This window comes from Nocardiopsis sp. iso_237 (genome assembly GCF_056173345.1).
In genome coordinates, this window is the sequence record NZ_CM149669.1 from 5,634,669 (window position 1) to 5,654,064 (window position 19,396).

Here is a 19,396-nt window from a genome sequence, read left to right on the forward strand (position 1 = left end):
TGGCTACTCCGAGTCTTCGGTCGGGGTGTTACCGGTGCTGTCGGTGTCCCCGCTCGCGTCGTTGTTATCCCTGGTGTCACTGCGGTTGTCGGGACCCGTGGCGCCATTGTGCCCGGCCTGTGACCCGGCCGTCCCACCGGCCCTGAGGTCGTCGCCCGCGGCACCGGCCCTGGTCTCCTCCGGGCCCGCCGTGAGCCACCGCCGCATCACGTCCAGGAGGTGGTCCAGGTCCACCGGCTTGGTCACGTAGTCCGTGGCTCCCGCCGCGAGGCTGCGCTCCCGGTCGCCCTGCATGGCCTTGGCCGTCAGGGAGATGATCGGCAGGTCCTCGAACTGCGGCATCTCACGGATGCGCTGGGTCGTCTGGTTGCCGTCCAGCTCGGGCATCATCACGTCCATCAGGACGAGGGAGATGTCCTCGTTGGCCTCCAGCTTCTCGATGCCGGTGTGCCCGTTGTCAGCGTAGAGGACCTCCAGCCCCTGGGCTTCGAGGGCGCTGGTCAGGGCGAACACGTTGCGCACGTCGTCGTCGACGATCAGCACCCGCTGACCGGCGAGCACGGCGCGCCGTTCGGGGTCGGTGCGGGCCTCCACGGTCTCCTGGGAGCTCTCGGCCGACTCCGTCTCGGCGGGTTCGGGCGCCTTGAGCACCTGCACCATGGGCAGCGGTTCGACCGTCTCCCCGGAGTCGGTCAGGGCCGCCACGACGGCGTCGAAGTCCTCGTCGGGCAGATTGAGGTCATCGTCGGACAGGTCCGGCAGGGAGTCGTACTCGATCCGGCTCGGCTCGATCGCGGGCACCGGCTCCAGGGCGGTGAGCTCGTCCGCGTTCTCCCCGGCGTCGTCGGGCAGGCGGACCGGGAGCAGCAGGGTGAAGGTCGACCCCTGGTTGGCCACGCTCTGGACCCGGATCTCGCCGCCGAGCAGGCGGGCGAAGTTCCGGCTGATGGACAGGCCCAGGCCCGTGCCGCCGAAGCGCCGCGAGGTGCCGCCGTCACCCTGGTGGAAGGCCTCGAAGATCACCTGGAGCTTGTCCTCCGCGATCCCGATGCCGGTGTCGGCCACGGTGAACGCGATGACCTCCTCGTTCTCCACGAACATGTCGAGGTCGGTGTCCTCCAGCGCCCAGGCGGGCTCGATCAGCAGCCGCACCTCGCCCTGCGGGGTGAACTTGACCGCGTTGGAGAGCAGGTTGCGCAGGATCTGCTGGAGGCGCTGCTCGTCGGTCCACAGCGTCTCCGGGATGTCCGGTGACACGTCCACCGCGAACGCCAGCCCCTGCTCGCCGGTGACCGGCCGGAAGGTGGCCTCCACGTAGTCGACGAGCTGGGCGATGGACACCTCGCTGGGCTGCACCTCGGCGCGGCCCGCCTCCACCTTGGACAGGTCGAGGATCTCGTCGATGAGCAGCAGCAGGTCGCTGCCGGCCTTGTGGATGGTCTGCGCGAACTCCACCTGCTTCGCGGACAGGTTCTGCTCGGCGTTGTCCGCGAGCAGGCGGGCCAGGATCAGCAGGCTGTTCAGCGGCGTGCGCAGCTCGTGGGACATGTTGGCCAGGAACTCGGACTTGTACTTGGACGAGACCTGGAGCTGGTGGGCGCGCTCCTCCAACGCGTTCCGGGAGCGCTGGATCTGCTGGTTCTGGAGTTCGATCGCGCGGTTCTGGTTGGCCAGCTGGGTGGCCTTCTGCCGCAGTTCCGCGTTCTTGCCGCGCAGCTCCTCCTGCTGGCGCTGGAGCTCGTTGGAGCGTTCGCGCAGCTGGCTGGTGAGCTGCTGGGACTGTTCGAGCAGGTGCTCGGTGCGGTTGTTGGCCAGGATGGTGTTGATGGTGGTGCCGAGCAGGGCCACCAGCTGGCGCAGGAAGTTCTTGTGGATCTCCCGGAACTCGTCGTAGGACGCGAACTCGATCACGCCGAGCGAGCGCCCCTCGGTGACGATGGGGAGGATGTACAGGTGGCGCGGCTGCGCCCCGCCCAGTCCGGACTCGACCATCACGTAGCCGGGCGGGATGTGGGACACGTGCTGTTCGACCTGCTGGGACAGGGCCTCTCCGGCCAGCCCCACGCCCTTGCGGATGCGCTGGCGCCCCTCGGGCGGGTCGAAGCCGAACCCGGCGTAGAGGCGGAAGACGCCCTCGTTGTCCTGGTCCTCGGGCAGGTAGCAGGCGCCGTGCTGGGCGTGGATGAGCGGCGTCACCTCGGTCATGATCAGGCGCGCGAGCTCGTTGAGGTCGCGGTGGCCCTGGATGTGACCGGAGATGCGGGCCAGGTTGGACTTGAGCCAGTCGGCGTCGGCCTGGTCCGCGGTGGTCTCGCGCAGGTTGGACACCATCAGGTTGATGTTGGACTTGAGCTGTTCCATCTCCCCGCGGGTGTCGACCTGGATGTTCCGGGTCAGGTCGCCCTTGGCGACGGCGTTGGCGACCTCCGCGATCGCGCGGACCTGCGTGGTGAGGTTGCCCGCCAGGCCGTTCACGCTGTCGGTCAGCTGCTTCCAGGTCCCGGTGACGCCCTCGACCTTGGCCTGGCCGCCGAGCTGGCCTTGGCTGCCCACCTCGTGCGCCACGCGGGTGACCTCGGTGGCGAAGGCCGACAGCTGGTCGACCATGGTGTTCACCGTCGTCTTCACCTCAAGGATCTCTCCCTGGGCGTTGACGTCGATCTTCTTGGTGAGGTCACCGGCGGCGACGGCGGTCGTGACCTCGGAGATGTTGCGCACCTGGGTGGTCAGGTTGTGCGACATCGAGTTCACGTTCTCGGTGAGGTCGTTCCAGATGCCGGAGACGCCCTTGACGCTGGCGCGGCCGCCCAGCTTGCCCTCGGTACCCACCTCGCGGGCCACGCGGGTCACCTCGTCGGCGAACGCGGACAGCTGGTCCACCATCACGTTGATGGTGTCCTTCAGCTCCAGCATCTCGCCCTTGGCGTTCACGGTGACCTTCTTGGTCAGGTCTCCGGCGGCGACCGCCCGCGTGACCATGGAGATCTGCCGCACCTGGTACGTCAGGTTGTTGGCCATGGAGTTCACGTTGTCCGTGAGGTCCTTCCAGACCCCGGACACGTCGCGCACGTGGGCCTGACCGGCCAGCTTGCCCTCGGTGCCCACTTCACGGGCCACCCTGGTGACCTCGTCCGCGAACGTCGACAACTGGTCCACCATCTTGTTGATGGTGTCCTTCATGTCGAGCATCTCGCCCTGGGCGTCGACCGTGATCTTCTTGCTGAGGTCGCCCTTGGCGACCGCCGTCGTCACCTGGGAGATGTTGCGGACCTGGTAGGTGAGGCTGTTGGCCATCGAGTTGACGTTGTCGGTCAGGTCCTTCCAGATGCCCGACACGCCCTTGACGTTGGCGCGGCCGCCCAGCTTGCCCTCGGTACCGACCTCACGGGCCACCCTGGTGACCTCGTCGGCCAGGGAGTCGAGCTGGTCGACCATGGTGTTCACGGTGTTCTTGAGGGCCAGCATCTCGCCCTGGACGTCCACCTCGACCTTGCGGGTCAGGTCGCCCCGGGCCACCGCCGTGGTCACCTTGGAGATGTCGCGGACCTGGTTGGTCAGGTTGTCCGCCATGGAGTTCACGTTGTCCGTGAGGTTCTTCCAGATGCCCTGGACCCCGCGGACGTTGGCGCGACCGCCGAGCTTGCCCTCCGTGCCGACCTCGCGGGCGACGCGGGTGACCTCGTCCGCGAACGTGGAGAGCTGGTCCACCATCGTGTTGAAGGTGTCCTTCAGCTCCAGCATCTCGCCCTGGACGTCGATGGTGATCTTCTTGCTGAGGTCACCGCGGGCGACGGCGGTCGTGACGGTGGAGATGTCACGGACCTGGAGGGTGAGGCGGGAGGCCATCTGGTTGACCGACTCGGTCACCTCGCGCCAGGCACCGGAGACGTCCTCGACGCGTGCGCTGCCGCCCAGCTTGCCCTCGGTACCCACCTCGCGGGCGACCCGGGTGACCTCCTCGGTGAAGCCGCTCATCTGGTCGGCCATCCGGTTCACGGTGTTGGCCAGGCGCAGGAGGTCGCCCTTGAGCTCGCCCCGGCGGCCCTCGGTGGAGGCCCTGCGGTTCAGCTCGCCCTCGGCCACCGAGTCCAGGACCCTGGCGACGTCGGTGACGGGTTCCGCGACCTCGTCGAGGAGGATGTTGAGGGCTCTGGCGCTGTTGCCCCACGCTCCCCGTGCCGGGTGGACGTTGACCCGCTCGTTGAGTCGGCCCTCGTCGCGCACGACGTCACCGACCCGTTGGAGTTCGGTGCTGAGCTGCTCGCTGTGGTCGATCACCTCGTTGAACACGGAGGTGATCTCGCGGAGTTTGCCGCTGCCCCGCGACCTGAGCCGGACACTGAAGTCGCCGTCACGCATCCGGTACAGGGCACTCAGGATCTCGTCGAGCTGGTCGTCGGCCAGTCCCGTGACCGCCTCGGGCATGAACCCCTCCTCAATCCCGCACGTCTTCTCGGCCACCGACCGCGCACGGCCCACGGTGAAAGGGTCCCGCGCGAATCGCACGCACGGGACTCGGGGGTGGCACGTGCCTCACGCGCACCCCTGGTGACATCCCGTCACGCTATCGTCGCGGAATACCACCCGAAAGAAGCGGATGTGTCGTCTTACACTAACTGCCTGAGCCAAAGCGCACAGGAGTGTTGGCCATGTTGCCCTTTCGCTCGTGGCTGACCGACCCCGGGTCCCGCCCGTACACACCGTTCCCGTGAGGGGTCACGGAAGGTTCGGGGTGGTTCGGGGTTCCCCGGGAGGACGGCACGCGTATCGTGGCAGTGGCCACCCCTCCCACACCCGCGCCCAGTGACGAAGGACACCGACGGCTTGGCAGCACAAGACGCGTTGAAGGTCGCACGACGAGAGTTCCCGCCTGCCCCCGAGACCGCGGCGGCGGCCCGGGAGTTCGTGCACGACACCCTGCTCAGCTGGGGCGTGCCCGATCCCTTCGACGACATCATCCTGCTGGTGAGCGAGCTGGTCACCAACGCCGTCATCCACGCGGACTCGGCGTTGGAGGTGGCGGTGCGCCGCGCGGAGGGTTCGACCGAGGTGATGGTCACCGACTCCGCGCCCGAGCGCGCCGTCCCGCAGGCGGGGCCGCTCGCCGTGGACACCTCGCCCTCCACCGGCGACGAGCGCAGCGGCGGTCTGGGGCTGGCCCTGGCGTCGGCCATCGCGTCCAGCTGGGGCGTGAGCTACGGGCGCAACGACAAGGCCGTGTGGTTCCGGATCGAGGACCGGCCGGGTGACCACCCGTCGTTGGAGTCCCCGCCGGTGCGCCGGGGTCCGTCCCGCCCGGTGCGGCCGCCCGCGTGGTCCGCGCTGGACTCGGCCCTGGGCTCCCGGCTCTCCCTGCCGCAGCTGCTCGAGCGCACCGTGGAGTACTCGACCACCGCGCTGAGCGGGGACGCCGCGTACATAGCGCTGGCGACCTCCGACGAGACCATGTGGGAGGTGCGCTCGGCGGTGGGGCTCACCGGCGGCGCTCCCTGGCGTCCGCTGCGGGTGCGCTCCGAGGAGATCTTCCCGTCGGCGGCGCCCGAGCCCGGCCCGGTGATCAACGACGACATGATGATCTCCCGCACCACCCGGGGCGCCCTGGCCAGGGCCGGGATGCGTTCGCTGGTGACGGCGCCGCTGATCGTCGACGGCCGGGTGACCGGCCTGCTCGGCGTGGCCTCCACACGGGCCCGGCACTTCGGTCCGGCGGCGGCCAAGCGGCTCCAGGAGGGCGCGGACCTGATCGCCCTGCCGGTGGAGCGGTCCCGGCTGGCCGAGGTCGAGCTGAGCCGCCGCGCCTCGCTGAGCTTCCTGGCCGAGGCCAGCGACCTGCTCGCGGGCACGCTGGACGAACGGATGACGGGTGCCCTGGCCGCGCAGCTGATCACCTCGCGCCTGGGCCGGTGGTGCGCCATCCACACCATCAACGAGCTCGGGGGCTCCACGCTCACCCACGTGGTGCACGGCGACGAGAACCTCAACGACGTCCTGCGGTCCCTGCTGACCGCGCTGCCCCCGCGCGAGCAGCGCGAGCCCGGTCCGCTGTGGTCGAACAAGGACCTGGTCCAGGAGGGTCTGGACGAGCAGATGACCGGGTCGATCGCGCGCGGTCCGGCGATCAGCATCCCGCTGGTGGCCCACGGTCGCGCGCTCGGCCGGATGACCATCGGCAAGAACGACTCGGACGACTTCACCCGTGAGGAGGCCGACGTCGCGGACGACCTCAGCCGACGGGTGGCGTCCGCGATGGAGAACGCCCGGCTGCACGAGCGGCACACGGCGATGAGCACGGCTCTCCAGCGCAGCCTGCTGCCGCCCAAGGACAAGGAGCCGGTGATCCCCGGTGTGGACCACGCGGTCTACTACCGGCCCTCGGACGAGCGCAGCGAGGTGGGCGGGGACTTCTACGACGTGTTCTCCGCGAGCGGCCGCTGGTGTTTCGCCATCGGTGACGTGTGCGGCACCGGCCCGGAGGCGGCGGCCGTCACCGGGCTGGCCCGGCACACGCTGCGCGCCCTGGCCCGGGAGGGGTTCACCCCGGCGCACATCATGCAGCGGCTGAACCTGGCGATCCTGGACGAGAACACCTCGACCCGGTTCCTGACGATGCTCTACGGGGAGATGACCCCGGCCACCGACGAGGCGGGCGGGATGCGCGTGCGCATGGTGTCCGCCGGGCACCCGCTGCCGCTGCGCCTCAACCAGAAGGGCGAGGTCGAGCCGTTCGGCACCTCCCAGCCGCTGCTGGGCGCCTTCGAGGACGTGGGCTTCAGCACGGAGAGCGTGGACATCCGCCCCGGCGAGGTGGTCCTGGCCGTGACCGACGGCGTCACCGAGCGCCGCAGCGGTTCGGACATGCTCGGTGACGAGGGTCTGATGAAGATCTTCTCCGGAGCCGCGGGCCTCACCGCCCAGGCCGTGATCAGCCGGATCGACCGTGAGCTGGAGGAGTACGCCCCGGGCGGCAACTCCGACGACACCGCGATGCTGGTCCTGCGCTTCCTGTAGCCCGTCCCGGGCCCGCACCGGCCCCGTCCCGTCCGGAGCGGGGTCGGTGGGTGACGGGTCAGAGCCAGCCCATGTCCTGGGCGGTGCGGATGGCGGCCATGCGGTTGTCGGCGCCGGTCTTGCCGATGGCGTTGGACAGGTAGTTGCGGACCGTGCCCTCGGTGAGGTGCAGGGTCCCGGCGATGCGGGCGACGGTGGCGCCGTCGGCGGCGGCGCGCAGCACCTCGGCCTCGCGGTCGGTGAGCGGGCTCTCCCCGCCGACCATCGCGGCGGCGGCCAGTTCGGTGTCGATGTAGCGGCCGCCCTCGTGGACCCTGCGGATGGCCCCGGCGAGCTGTTCGACGGGGGCGTCCTTGGCCAGGAAGCCCCGGGCCCCGGAGGTGAGGGCGCGGCGCAGGTATCCGGGGCGGCCGAAGCTGGTGAGGATGACGACCCCGCAGTCGGGGGCGCGCCGCTTGAGTTCGGCGGCGGCCTCCAGCCCGGTGGCGCCGGGCATCTCGATGTCCAGGACGGCGACGGCGGCCCCGTGTTCGAGGACGGTGTCCACCACCTGGTCGCCGCGGCCCACCTCGGCGACGACCTCCAGGTCGTCCTCCAGTCCGAGGAGCGCGGCGATCGCTCCGCGCACCAGGTGTTCGTCGTCGGCGAGCACGAGCTTGATCACGGGTGGGGCCTTCCCTGTCGTACCGGGTTCCGGAGGCGGGCGCGGGGTATCGTTTCGGACATTGTGGTGCATAAGTCCCTGTCTTCGCGGGGACCACACATCGGGACACACCGCCGACCAGGGCCGGAGCCAACTCGAAACCACGCTGTATCGGGCTCTCACCCTGTTCTAACCCACGCCCCCCAAGATGAAGCAAGTCAGTACATCGTCCCGTCCGCTGGAGGATGAGTTGCACCCGAACGACCCGAGTGAAGGTCCGGAGACCGGTGCTGGAGCCGAGCACGGCGACGCCGAGCACGGTCGCACCGGGTCCGGTGCCACGGACCAGCCCGAGACCGGCGGGACGTCCTTCGAGGACTCCCTTCCCAAGGACGACGGCGTGACCGGTCAGGAGGCGCCGGGCGAGCCGGCCCCCGGCCCGTCCGCGCCCCGCCTCTCCGCGCCCGAGGGCCCCGAGCCCGGCTGGGCGACCGGACCCAACGACACGGACCGGGCCTCCTACGTCTTCCCCGGCCCCGAAGGCCACCCGGGTACCGCTCCCGGTACCGCCCCGGAGGGCCCCCGGCCCGCCGACGGCCCCGAGCGGCCCGGCGGCTTCGGAGCTCCGCAGAGTCCGGGTGCGGCGGGGCACCCGACTCCCGGGGCGCCGCCCCAGGGCCCGCCCACCGCGGCCTTCATGGCCGGAGGTCACGGCGGCCCGCAGGGACCCGGCGGCTTCGGCGGCGCGTACCCGCGCGGACCGCAGCAGCCCGGCCCGTTCGGACCGCCGCAGTACCAGCAGTTCGGCCCGGGGCCCTTCCCCGGCCAGCCGCAGCAGGCCCAGCGCAAGCGCGGCACCGGCCGGATCGTGGCCGTGGCGGCGGCGACCGCCCTGGTCACCAGCCTCATCGTGGGACCGGCCGCCGCTCTGGGCACCGCCTACCTGATGCCCGGCGGGGCGAGCTCCCCGATCAGTTCGCTCACCGGCGAGCAGGGGTCCACCGCCACCGAGGGCGCCGTCGGTGACGTCGCGGACCAGGTCTTGCCCAGCGTGGTCTCCATCCAGACCAGCGCGGGCGGCGGCAGCGGGGTGATCATCTCCTCGGACGGCCAGATCCTGACCAACGCGCACGTCGTGGAGGCCGCCGGTGACGGCCCCCTGCTCGTGCGGTTCAACGACGGCACCTCTGCGGAGGCGGAGCTGCTCGGGGCCGACCCGGTCTCCGACATCGCCGTGGTCAAGGCCAAGGACCGCACCGACCTGACCCCGGCCAAGCTCGGTGACTCCGACCAGGTCGGCGTCGGCGGAGACGTGGTGGCGATCGGTTCGCCGCTCGGCCTGTCCGGCACCGTGACCACGGGTGTGGTGAGCGCGCTCAACCGTCCGGTGAACACCGGCGCCACCGAGAGCGGCGGCAGTCAGACCGCGACGGTGATCAACGCGATCCAGACCGACGCCGCGATCAACCCCGGTAACTCCGGCGGTCCGCTGGTGAACATGTCCGGTGAGGTGATCGGCGTCAACACCGCCATCGCCGGGCTGTCCCAGGAGAGCGGTTCGGTGGGTCTGGGGTTCGCCATCCCCATCAACCAGGTCCGGCCGATCACCGAGCAGCTGATCGAGACCGGCAGCGCCAGCTACCCGGCCATCCAGGCCACCATCGCGCCCAGCCCGGTCGGCGGAGCGCAGATCATGGAACTGACCGAGGGCGGGGCCGCCGAGAAGGCGGGCCTGAAGGTCGAGGACGTGGTCGTGTCCGTCAACGGTGAGGCCGTGTCCTCACCGGACCAGCTGATCGCCCAGATCCGTGCCCTCCGGCCCGGCGACGAGGCCACCCTGGGCGTGCTGCCCGGTGGCAGCGGCTCGGAGCAGGAGGTCAAGGTGACGCTGGGCGAGCAGAGCGCGGCGTCGGCCGAGGAGGAGGCCTCGGAGATCGAGGAGGACTGACGGGGGCGTCTTCCTTCCCTTTCTCCGATCCCAGGACGGGGGCGGGCTGGCCGCGGGGGCCAGCCCGCCCCCGTCCGCTGTGCGCGGGTCGTTGGTCCCGAACCGACACTCCGCACGCGGCGATGGTGACTTGACACACAAAGGCGGACACGGAGAGTATTCATCCCTGCGCCTTGTGCTACGTCGCCGGTCGCCTCGGCGTCACCGGAAGGTCGGCGGCGGTCCATACCGGTGGACCACACTCGTGGCAGCCACACCGGACCAGAGCACGGCCCAGCCGCTCGACGCCTCCAGGAGAACCGGTATGTCCACGTCCTTCGCACCGAAGTCCCCCACCGTTCCCCGGTCTCCGGAGAAGGGCCGCGGGAGGCGCCGCGTCCGGGTCCTCATCGGTACCGACACCTACCCGCCGGACGTGAACGGCGCCGCCTACTTCACCGCCCGGCTCGCCCACGGCCTGGCCGGGCGCGGAGCCGAGGTGCACGTCCTGGGCCCCTCGCCCACCGGCCGCCCCTACGTGACCGAGCGGGACGGGGTGGTGGAGCACCGGCTGCGGTCCATGCCGTCGCTGGCGCACGAGAGCGTGCGTCTGGCACTGCCACCCGGGGTGCGCGGGCACCTGAACCGGCTCCTGGACCGGTTGCGCCCCGACACCGTGCACATCCAGAACCACTTCCTGGTCGGCCGGATGCTCACCCACGCCGCGCGCGCCCACGGCATCCCGGTGGTGGCCACCAACCACTTCATGCCCGAGAACCTCTTCGACCCCATGCGGATACCCGAGCCCCTGCGTCCGTACGCGGCCCGGCTGGCCTGGTGGGACCTGGGCCGCGTGCTGTCCAGGGTCGAGCACGTGACCACGCCGACCCCGGCCGCCGCCGGACTCCTGACGGACCAGGGGTTCGCCCGGCCCGTGGAGCCGGTCTCCTGCGGCATCGACCTGGCGCGCTTCCAGCCGCTGCCCGAAAGGGCCCGTACGACCGAGCGGCGACGCCTGCGTGAGCGGTTCGGAGTCCCCGACCTCACGTCGATGCTGTTCGTGGGCCGCCTGGACGAGGAGAAGAACGCCGACGAACTGGTCAGGGCCGTCCGGCTCCTGCCCGGTGTCCAGCTGCTGCTGGCCGGGCACGGCGCGCACCGGGCCAGGCTGGAGGAGCTCGCCCGCGCGGAGGGGGTGACCGACCGGGTGGTCTTCCTCGGGTTCGTCGCCCACGAGGACCTGCCGGACGTGTACCGGTGCGCGGACGTGTTCACCATCGCGGGCACCGCCGAGCTCCAGAGCATCGCCACACTGGAGGCCATGGCCAGCGGTCTGCCCGTGGTGGCCGCCGACGCGATGGCCCTGCCCCACCTGGTGGAGGAGGGCCGCAACGGCTACCTGTACCGGCCGGGCCGCCCCGCCGAGCTGGCGGAGCGGCTGCGTCTGGTGGTGGAGGACGAGGCCACGCGGGCGCGGATGGGCGGGCACAGCAGGCTGATGGCGTCCCGGCACCGTCTGGAGGACTCGCTGGAGCGCTTCGAGCGGATCTACCGGGACGCGACGGCCGGTACCCGCCCCTGGTGAGGGCGGGTACCGACCGGCCGACGACCTAGCCGGGTGGCGGCCCCTGCGGACCGGACGGCGGACCGGGTGGCCCGGAGGGAGGACCAGGCGTTCCAGGTGGCGGGCCCGACGGTCCGTGGTGCGGAGCGGACCGGCCGGGTGGTGGCCCCTGCGGGCCGGGTGGCGGACCGGACGGGGGTCCGAATGACGGACCGGATGGTCCCGCGGGCGGAGGCCCCTGCCTCCCGGGCGACGGCGGAGATCCCGGAGGAGCGGCCGGTGGTCCCTGCGGTGCGGGCGGCGGACCGTCCTGCGGAGGCTGGTGGAGCGGCAGCTGGAGGCCGATCACCATGCCGCCGCCCTCGCGGTTGCGGGCGAACACCTGGCCGCCGTGCGTCTGCGCGATCTCCTGGACCATGGACAGTCCCAGCCCGGAGCCGGGCAGACCGCGCGCGACCGTCGCCCGGAAGAAGCGCTCGAAGAGGTGCCCGATCTCGGCCGGGTCCACCCCCGGGCCCCGGTCCAGGACCTCCACCACGCCCCGGCGGACCCGGATGACGATCGGCTCCCTCCCGTCGGGGTCGAACTTGGCGGAGTTCTCCACCGGGTTGGCCAGGGCCCGCTCCAGCGAACCGGGACGGCCCCACACCACGCTGTCGTCGGCGTCCACCAGGATCTCCCGGCCGGTGCGCCGCCGACTACGCGCCGCCACCCGGTCCGCGACCCCGGCGAGCGCCACCGCGCTCGGCGTCTCGTCCTCGTGGTTACCGGTGGCCAGCCCGACCAGTTCGTTGACCAGTCCGGTGAGCTCGCGGGTCTCCCCCTGGAGGTCGTCGATGAGCCGCTGCCTGCCCTCCGGGCTCAGCCGGTCCACCCGGCCCAGCACCTGGACGTTGGTGTGCAGGCTGGTGAGCGGGGTCCGCAGCTCGTGCGCGGCGTCCTGGACGAGGCGGCGCTGTTCGTCCTTGGACCGGGCCAGGCGGGCCAGCATCGCGTTGAACGCGCTGCTCAGCCGCCCCACCTCGTCGTTGCCCGGCTCCTCCGGGGCGCCGACCCCGCCGACGGCGTCGGCCTGGTCCCCGTTGCCGTTCCGGTTCGGGGTGACCGGGTCCAGGCGCCCGGTGGAACTGACGTACTCCGCCGCGTTGGTCAGCCGGACGAGGCGGCCGGTGATGCGGTGGCCGACCAGCCAGCCCACCGAGGCCGCGCACAGGGCGACCAGCAGCCCCACCCACAGGATCTGGACGGCCAGGCGCCCGATCATCTGCTCCACCGGCGACAGCCGTTGCAGGAGCTGGATCGCCCCGTGCCCCTCCCCCAGGGACACGGTGCCCACCCGGTACTCCTGGCCCTGGACCAGGGTCTCGCGGGTGTCGACCACCCCGGCGTCGTCGGCCCGCGCCACCTCCAGGTCCTCGGCGGTGGGGTGGAAGGAGGCGAGTTCGTGCCGGTTGGCGAGCAGCTGAGCCCAGGTGCCGTCCGGAGTGAGGATCTGCGCGTCCAGGCTGCCCGGTGCCAGGAAGGTGAAGGTGCTGCCGTCCGGGGCGTCCTGGTTGTTCCGCGCGGAGATCTCCAGCTGCCGGGACAGGTTCTGCACGGCCTCGTTGAACTCGCTCTCGGCGTCGGCCCGGATGAGCGCGGCGGCGGTGCTGTAGGCCAGGGTGCCGACCAGGGCGATGGTGACCGCCGCGACCAGGGCGAACAGCACGGCGAACCGGGTGCCCAGGCGCCACTCGCCGGGGTGCAGGACCACGCTGCCGCGCGTGGCGCCGGAGGCTGCGGGGCCGGGGCCGGGGGCTCCGGTGGGGTCCGTCATGGGAGCGGTCACCGGCCTCACCCCTGGGGACGCAGCGTGTACCCGACGCCCCGGACCGTCTGGATCAGCGGTGGACCGCCGTCCTCCAGCTTGCGGCGCAGGTAGCTGATGTAGACCGCGAGGTTCTTGGACTCGGGGCCGAAGTCGTAGCCCCAGATGCGGTCGTAGATGGTGGCGTGGTCCAGCACGATCCCGGCGTTGCGCATGAGGAGTTCGAGCAGGTCGAACTCGGTCTTGGACAGCTCGATCTCCCGCTCGCCCCGCCAGACCCGGCGGGCCCGGCCGTCCAGCCTCAGCTCGCCCACCCGCAGCGGCGCGTCCCCGTCGAACTCCTCCGGCACCGGCGCTGCCCGGCGCAGCAGGGCGCGCAGCCGCGCCAGGAGTTCGTCCAGCTCGAAGGGCTTGGCGAGGTAGTCGTCGGCACCGGCGTCCAGCCCCGCCACCCGCTCCGGGGTCTCCACCCTCGCGGTGAGCATGAGGATCGGGGTGCGGTCGTGTTCCGCGCGCAGTACCCGGGCCACGCCGAGTCCGTCGACCCCGGGCATCATCACGTCGAGGACGAGCAGGTCCACGGGGTCGGCGTGGACGGCGGCCAGGGCCTGGACGCCGTCCGCCGCCGTCCGCACCGTGTACCCCTCCAGTTGGAGGGCGCGTTCCAGGGACTCCCTGATGGCCCGGTCATCGTCGGCGATCAGGACGGTGGCGGTGCTTTCCATGGGGCCCATGCTCTCCCACCTTGGTGAGAGGTCGGTAAGAGGCGGGCCGGAGGGATACGAGACCGATGGCTCAGGCGTCGGGGTCGAGGGTCCGGGTACGGCTGAGCCCGGCGGCGCGGCCCTTGCCCGCCACCACCAGCGCCATCTTGCGGGAGGCCTCGTCGAGCATCTCCTCACCGAGCATCACGGCGCCGCGCCGGTCCACGGTGGTGGCGTGCGCGTAGGCGTCCAGGATCAGTTCGGCGTGGTCGTAGTCCTGCTGGGAGGGGGCGTAGGCCTCGTTGGCCGCCTCCACCTGGAGCGGGTGCAGGACCCACTTGCCGTCGAACCCGAGCGCGGCGGTGCGCCCGGCCGCCCGGCGGAGGGCGTCGACGTCGCGGATCTGGAGGTAGGGGCCGTCGATGGCCTGGAGCCCGTGGGCGCGCGCCGCCACGAGGATGCGCATGAGCACGTGGTGGTAGGCGTCGCCGGTGTCGTAGCCGGGCGGCTGCTCCCCCACCACCAGGCTCTTCATGTTGACGGAGGCCATGAAGTCGGCCGGTCCGTAGACCAGCGTCTCCAGGCGGGGTGAGGCGGCGGCGATCCGGTCCACCTCGACCAGGCCCCTGGCGTCCTCGATCTGCGCCTCGATCCCGATCCGGCCGACCGGCAGGTCGGAGGCGCGTTCGATCTGGGTGAGGAGGGTGTCCAGCCAGTGGACGTCCCGGGCCCCGGTGACCTTGGGCAGGACCAGGGTGTCGAGGTGGGCTCCGGCGCCCTCGACCACGGCGATGACGTCGCGGTAGGCCCATGGGGTGGAGACGTCGTTGACGCGCACCGACCGGACCCGGCCCTCCCAGCCGCCGTCGTTGAGCGCCCGGACCACGGTGGCGCGGGCGGCCTCCTTCTCCAGCGGCGCCACGGCGTCCTCCAGGTCGAGGAAGATGGCGTCCGTGTCCAGTCCCCGGGCCTTCTCCACGAACCGGGGGTTGGACCCCGGGACCGCGAGTACCGACCGCCGTGACCTGAGTTCGCCCATCGTCGTCCGCTCCCCTGCCGTGTGTGTCCACTCGTGTTGGCTGCGCGGCTCATCATCGCACCGGCCGCGGGCGCCGCACGAGGCGCGCCCCCGTCGCTGCGTAGAGTGTGAGCCGGGACGGGGGTCCGTACCGCCGTCCGTGGCCACGCAGGGGAACACGGGAGTGCACATGTCCGCGACGCTTCGCCCGACCAGCGCCCACTGGGGCAGCTACCAGGTCGAGGTCCACGACGACCGGGTGGTCGGGGTACGCGCCAACCCGGAGGACCCGGAGGCGTCTCCCGTCATCGGCAACACCCCCGCCGCCCAGCACCACCGCACCCGGGTGGCCCGCCCGGCGGTGCGCCGCCGGTGGCTGGAACACGGCCCCGGCCCGGATCCGCGCCGGGGCGACCCGGAGGACGCCTACGTGGAGGTGGAGTGGTCCACCGTGCTGGACCTGCTCGCCAAGGAGCTGGACCGGGTGCGCACGGAGCACGGCAACGAGGCGATCTACGGGGGTTCCTACGGCTGGGGCAGCGCGGGCCGCGTCCACCACGCGCAGAGCCAGCTGCACCGGTTCCTGAACACCGTCGGCGGGTACACGCGGTCGGTGAACACCTACAGCCACGCCGCCCTGGAGGTGCTGTTCCCCCATCTGATCGGCACGAGGGACGCCAACCGCCTGTTCAGCCGGGTGCCGTCCTGGGAACGCATCCGGGAGCACACCGAGCTGCTGGTGAGCTTCGGCGGGCTGCGGGTCTCCAACACGTGGACGACCTCGGGCGGTCGGGCCGCCCAGACCGCCGGGGCGGCGATGCGGGCGGCCTCGGACGCCGGGGTGGAGTTCGTGTCGGTGTCCCCGTTGCGCGACGACACCGACGCCGGGGTGAAGTCGGCGTGGGTCTCGCTGCGCCCGGGGACGGACACCGCCGTGATGCTGGCCCTCATGCACGTGCTGTTCCGCGAGGGGCTGGCCGACACCGCCTTCCTGGACCGCCACACGGTGGGCGCCGACCGGCTGCGCGCCTACGTCCTGGGTGAGCGGGACGAGCGCGGGAACCCGGGCGGGGTGGAGCGCTCCCCCGAGTGGGCCGAGCGGGTGAGCGGGGTGCCCGCCGCCGACCTGCGCGCCCTGGCCCGGCGGATGGCCGAGAAGCGCACCCTGGTGAACGTGGGCTGGTCGCTCCAGCGGGCGCGGTACGGCGAGCAGCCGCTGTGGGCGGGGTTCGCGCTGGCCTGTGCCCTGGGCCAGGTGGGGCTGCCCGGGGCGGGGTTCGCGTCCGGGTACGGCTCCATGGGCAACTACGGGGGCGGGGCCACCCCGCTGGGGCTGCCGCGCATGCCGCAGGGGAACAACGCGGTGCGCTCGTCCATCCCGGTCGCGCTGGTCTCCGACATGCTGCTGCGTCCAGGGCAGACCTACGACTTCAACGGCGAGAGCCGTGTCTTCCCGGACATCAGACTCGTGTACTGGGCGGGCGGCAACCCCTTCCACCACCACCAGGACCTGGCCCGGCTGACCACGGCCTTCGGCCGTCCGGAGACCGTGGTGGTGCACGAGACGCACTGGACGGCCACCGCGCGGCACGCCGACATCGTGATCCCCTCGACCACCGTGCTGGAGCGGAACGACCTGGCGGCCAGCCAGGGCGACCTGGCGCTGCGCGCGATGCCCCGCGTGGTCCCGCCGCACGGGCAGGCGCGCGACGAGTACGACACCTACGCCGACCTGGCCGAACGCCTGGGCGTGCGGGAGGAGTTCACCGAGGGCCGGACCAGCGGCGAGTGGACGCGGGTGGTCTACGAGCGGTGGCGGGCGCTGCTGGCCCGCCGCGACCTGGAGGTCCCCGGCTTCGACGAGTTCTGGGAGCGGGGCCGGATCGACATGCCCGCCCGGGTCCAGGACGAGACCCACCTGGGCGAGTTCCGTGCGGATCCCGAGGGCAACGCGTTGCGGACCCCGAGCGGGCGGATCGAGCTGTACTCGGAGACCATCGCGTCCTTCGGCTACGAGGACTGCCCCGGGCTCCCGGTCTGGCTGCCCGGTCCCGCGGTGACCGGGCAGGACGGCTCGGAGGACGGGCCGGGCGGACGACACCGTGCCGTCGGCGGTGACGAACGGCCGCTGGTGCTGGTCGCCAACCAGCCCGCCACCCGTCTGCACAGCCAGCAGGACATGGGCGGGTACAGCGCGTCCCGGAAGGTCCACGGCCGCGACCCGCTGCGCATGCACCCCGACGACGCCGAGCGGGCCGGGGTCCGCGACGGCGACGTGGTGCGGGTGTCCGCCGCGCGGGGGTCGTGCCTGGCCGGGCTCGTGGTGAGCGACGCCCTGCGGCCGGGGGTGGTCCAGCTCTCGACCGGTGCCTGGTACGACCCGTCGGGCGCCGACGTCACCTGCGTGCACGGCAACCCGAACGCCCTCACCGAGGACGTGGGCACCTCGTCCCTGTCCCAGGGCTGCACCGGCCAGTTGGTGCGGGTGCGGGTGGAGCCGTACGCGGGCACCCCGCCGAGGGTCCGCGCGTTCGACCCCCCGGTGGGTGTGGAGCCGTTCGAGGGCTGACCGGGTCGGTCAGCGGCGGATCAGGCGGTTCACCCCGGCGGGCAGGATGAGCCCGACCAGCCCCAGGAACGCGTAGCCGACCTGGCCGGGGGCGAGCATGCCCAGGATCGCTCCGGTGTTGGCGGTGGGGGCGCGCAGGAACTCACCCATGCGCGGGTGCGCGCGCGGCACGGCGTTGCCCGTGGTGAGCAGGGTGAGCACGGCCAGTCCGGTGAGGGAGGTCCACACCAGGGTGGCGGTGTCGGCCGCCGTGACCCAGCCGAGGAACAGCTCCACCGCCCGCACCGCGTAGCCGGGGGTCCCCTCTGGCGCGGTTTCCGGCACCGCCCCGGCCCCGAGGACGAGCAGCGCGGCGACGGCCACCACGATGCCCCCGGTCCCGGCCAGGCCGATCCGGCGGGCCAGGTCGCGGGCGTTGTCGGCCAGCTCCTCCTGGGAGGGATAGCGGCGCCAGCTCCGGCCCCGTGATCGGGCCTCGCCCATGGCGTTGGCCCGTCGCCAGCGGAGGAACCGCAGCGCGTCGGCCAGGGCTCCCGGGCCCTGTTTGGCGGCCATGGTGGCGGTGGCGAGCTCGTGCGCGATCGTGGTGAGCGTGGTGGCGAGGGTGACCGGCAGGTTCACCCAGGACAGCGCGATCCGACGGAAGAGCGGGGCGATGTCGGCGGGGACGCGCACCCGCAGGGCCACCGACCTGCCGTGCGCCCAGCGGCGCAGCCCCGGCAGCGGGGTCCGGCCGGGCAGCGGGGGCGTGGTCTCGGCCGCCGTGGCGATCACCCGGTAGTCCATGGCCACCGCGAACAGCAGGGCGAGCAGCAGCAGCCACGGGGTGAGCGCGCCGCCGCCGAACAGCGTGTGCACGAGGGTGGAGAAGCCGTCGAGGCGGGCCCCAGCCGCCCGGGCGTTGACGTCCAGGTGGTCCAGGAACACCAGCGAGGTGGCCAGGACCGGAAGCAGCCACAGCCAGCCCCCGTACCGGCGACCGACGATCGCCAGGCCGAGGGCGGCGCCGATCAGGCCGGTGGCGACGGCGTGCCCGGAGTACGGTTCGGGCGCGGTCCCGCTCACCAGCCCGGTGGCGGGGTCCATCAGGGGCGCGGAGATCCCCACGAACAGCCGTTCGGCCAGCTGGAACCCGGCGCCGGAGGCCGCTCCGAGCAGCAGGAAGTCCACGGCGGACAGGCGGCGCACGCGGCGGCGGGCCAGCAGCACCAGAACCAGCAGCGGGACGAGTTTGCCGACCTCCTCCACGGTGACCGCCACGTAGGTCTGGCTGAGCACGCCGTCGACGTCCCACCCGAGAGCCCCGCTGATCAGTGAGGACAGCAGGGCCAGCGGCCAGAGCAGGAGGGCGCCGAGCGCGGTCACCCGCAGGAGCGCCGCGAAGGAGACGGTCCGGGAGCGCGCCAGCAGCGCCAGCTGGAACAGCAGCAGGTAGGCGAGGAACAGGGCGGGCGGGGCCGCGCCCAGGGCCGGGACCGCGAGGGGGGCGACCAGCAGGACGCCGAGCATGAGCCAGCCCCAGGTGCCGCGCAGGGCGCGCAGGGACCGCACTGTTCCCGGTCTGCGCTCGCGGGCGCGTTCGGCCCCGCGGGCGAGCCGTTCGGCCAGGTCGGGGCCGGGGGCACGGGGGGCGCGCGCGTGCCGGGCGCCGGGTTCGACGCAGTTGTAGTGCTGCGCGGCGCGGAGCAGGTCCGGCCGGTTGGCGTCCAGGGCCCTGGTCGCGAAGTCGGCGCGCACCCGGGGAATGTCCGGGCCGACGATCTCGCGGACGAAGTCCACGGGTCCCGAGGCGACGGTGAGTTCGCTGGCGGAGACCAGGACGGCGGCCGAGAAGTCCTCGACGCACACGAGGAAGTCGGTCGGGGTGGGCCCCCATCCCCGGATGAGGTCGATGAGGGTGTCGGTGTCGAGGGGGACCTCGGTCACCGGGTCGTAGGAGTACTCCGCGCGGGTGCGGCAGACCAGGAGCCGGTCGACGCCCAGGGCCCGTCCGGCCTCGACGACGCCCCGGATGAGGTTGCGGTCGCGCGGCACCACGAACGGGGTGGTGACCTTGCCCCTGGCCTGGATCCACTGGTGGGAGAACTCGGTGGGGCCGGCACAGACGCGCAGCACGAGGTCGCGCGCGAGCATCGCCTGTTCTTCCATGGACATCC

10 protein-coding genes are annotated in these 19,396 nt (G+C 72.3%); 4 read left to right on the top strand and 6 right to left on the bottom strand.

Annotated elements, in window-relative coordinates; all coding sequences use genetic code 11:
- Positions 1-3: 3 nt before the first annotated feature.
- A complete protein-coding gene (locus tag AC0VYM_RS25285) occupies positions 4-4,425 on the bottom strand; it encodes a HAMP domain-containing protein (protein ID WP_475456221.1) in 4,422 nt (1,473 codons plus the stop codon).
- A gap of 417 nt (positions 4,426-4,842) precedes the next feature.
- Here AC0VYM_RS25285 and AC0VYM_RS25290 point away from each other — a divergent pair, with 417 nt between their 5' ends.
- Positions 4,843-7,008, top strand: coding sequence for a SpoIIE family protein phosphatase (locus tag AC0VYM_RS25290; protein WP_475463239.1), 2,166 nt, complete (start codon positions 4,843-4,845; stop codon positions 7,006-7,008).
- 58 nt (positions 7,009-7,066) lie between these two features.
- On the opposite strand, the gene AC0VYM_RS25295 is transcribed toward AC0VYM_RS25290, so the two are convergent.
- Complete coding sequence (locus AC0VYM_RS25295; protein ID WP_475456223.1) at positions 7,067-7,672, bottom strand: response regulator; 606 nt, start codon at positions 7,670-7,672, stop codon at positions 7,067-7,069.
- Positions 7,673-7,901: 229 nt separating this feature from the next.
- Here AC0VYM_RS25295 and AC0VYM_RS25300 point away from each other — a divergent pair, with 229 nt between their 5' ends.
- Together AC0VYM_RS25300 and AC0VYM_RS25305 are read left to right on the top strand one after the other, a co-directional pair.
- A complete protein-coding gene (locus tag AC0VYM_RS25300) occupies positions 7,902-9,599 on the top strand; it encodes a S1C family serine protease (protein ID WP_475456225.1) in 1,698 nt (565 codons plus the stop codon).
- A gap of 304 nt (positions 9,600-9,903) precedes the next feature.
- Positions 9,904-11,163, top strand: coding sequence for a glycosyltransferase (locus AC0VYM_RS25305; RefSeq protein WP_475463241.1), 1,260 nt, complete (start codon positions 9,904-9,906; stop codon positions 11,161-11,163).
- Between the two features lie 25 nt (positions 11,164-11,188).
- Here the strand turns inward: AC0VYM_RS25305 and AC0VYM_RS25310 are convergent, their stop codons facing one another.
- The 3 genes from AC0VYM_RS25310 to AC0VYM_RS25320 all read right to left on the bottom strand — a co-directional run bounded on the left by AC0VYM_RS25310 (position 11,189) and on the right by AC0VYM_RS25320 (position 14,692).
- Positions 11,189-12,895 (bottom strand): sensor histidine kinase, encoded by a 1,707-nt coding sequence (locus AC0VYM_RS25310; protein ID WP_475463243.1) that lies wholly within the window; start codon positions 12,893-12,895, stop codon positions 11,189-11,191.
- Positions 12,896-12,975: 80 nt separating this feature from the next.
- Complete coding sequence (locus AC0VYM_RS25315) at positions 12,976-13,674, bottom strand: response regulator transcription factor (protein WP_475463244.1); 699 nt, start codon at positions 13,672-13,674, stop codon at positions 12,976-12,978.
- A 70-nt stretch (positions 13,675-13,744) separates the two neighbouring features.
- A complete protein-coding gene (locus AC0VYM_RS25320; RefSeq protein ID WP_475456227.1) occupies positions 13,745-14,692 on the bottom strand; it encodes an HpcH/HpaI aldolase/citrate lyase family protein in 948 nt (315 codons plus the stop codon).
- Positions 14,693-14,861: 169 nt separating this feature from the next.
- Here AC0VYM_RS25320 and AC0VYM_RS25325 point away from each other — a divergent pair, with 169 nt between their 5' ends.
- Entirely contained in the window at positions 14,862-17,240 is a 2,379-nt protein-coding gene (locus AC0VYM_RS25325; RefSeq protein ID WP_475456229.1) for a molybdopterin-dependent oxidoreductase, read from the top strand.
- Positions 17,241-17,249: 9 nt separating this feature from the next.
- On the opposite strand, the gene AC0VYM_RS25330 is transcribed toward AC0VYM_RS25325, so the two are convergent.
- Complete coding sequence (locus AC0VYM_RS25330) at positions 17,250-19,388, bottom strand: PrsW family glutamic-type intramembrane protease (protein WP_475456231.1); 2,139 nt, start codon at positions 19,386-19,388, stop codon at positions 17,250-17,252.
- Positions 19,389-19,396: the final 8 nt, after the last annotated feature.

Coding starts and splice junctions, on each gene's coding strand:
- AC0VYM_RS25285 (WP_475456221.1), bottom strand. CDS start 4,425: ATGCCCGAGGCGGTCACGGGACTGGCCGACGACCAGCTCGACGAGATC.
- AC0VYM_RS25305 (WP_475463241.1), top strand. CDS start 9,904: ATGTCCACGTCCTTCGCACCGAAGTCCCCCACCGTTCCCCGGTCTCCG.
- AC0VYM_RS25315 (WP_475463244.1), bottom strand. CDS start 13,674: ATGGAAAGCACCGCCACCGTCCTGATCGCCGACGATGACCGGGCCATC.
- AC0VYM_RS25320 (WP_475456227.1), bottom strand. CDS start 14,692: ATGGGCGAACTCAGGTCACGGCGGTCGGTACTCGCGGTCCCGGGGTCC.
- AC0VYM_RS25325 (WP_475456229.1), top strand. CDS start 14,862: ATGTCCGCGACGCTTCGCCCGACCAGCGCCCACTGGGGCAGCTACCAG.
- AC0VYM_RS25330 (WP_475456231.1), bottom strand. CDS start 19,388: ATGGAAGAACAGGCGATGCTCGCGCGCGACCTCGTGCTGCGCGTCTGT.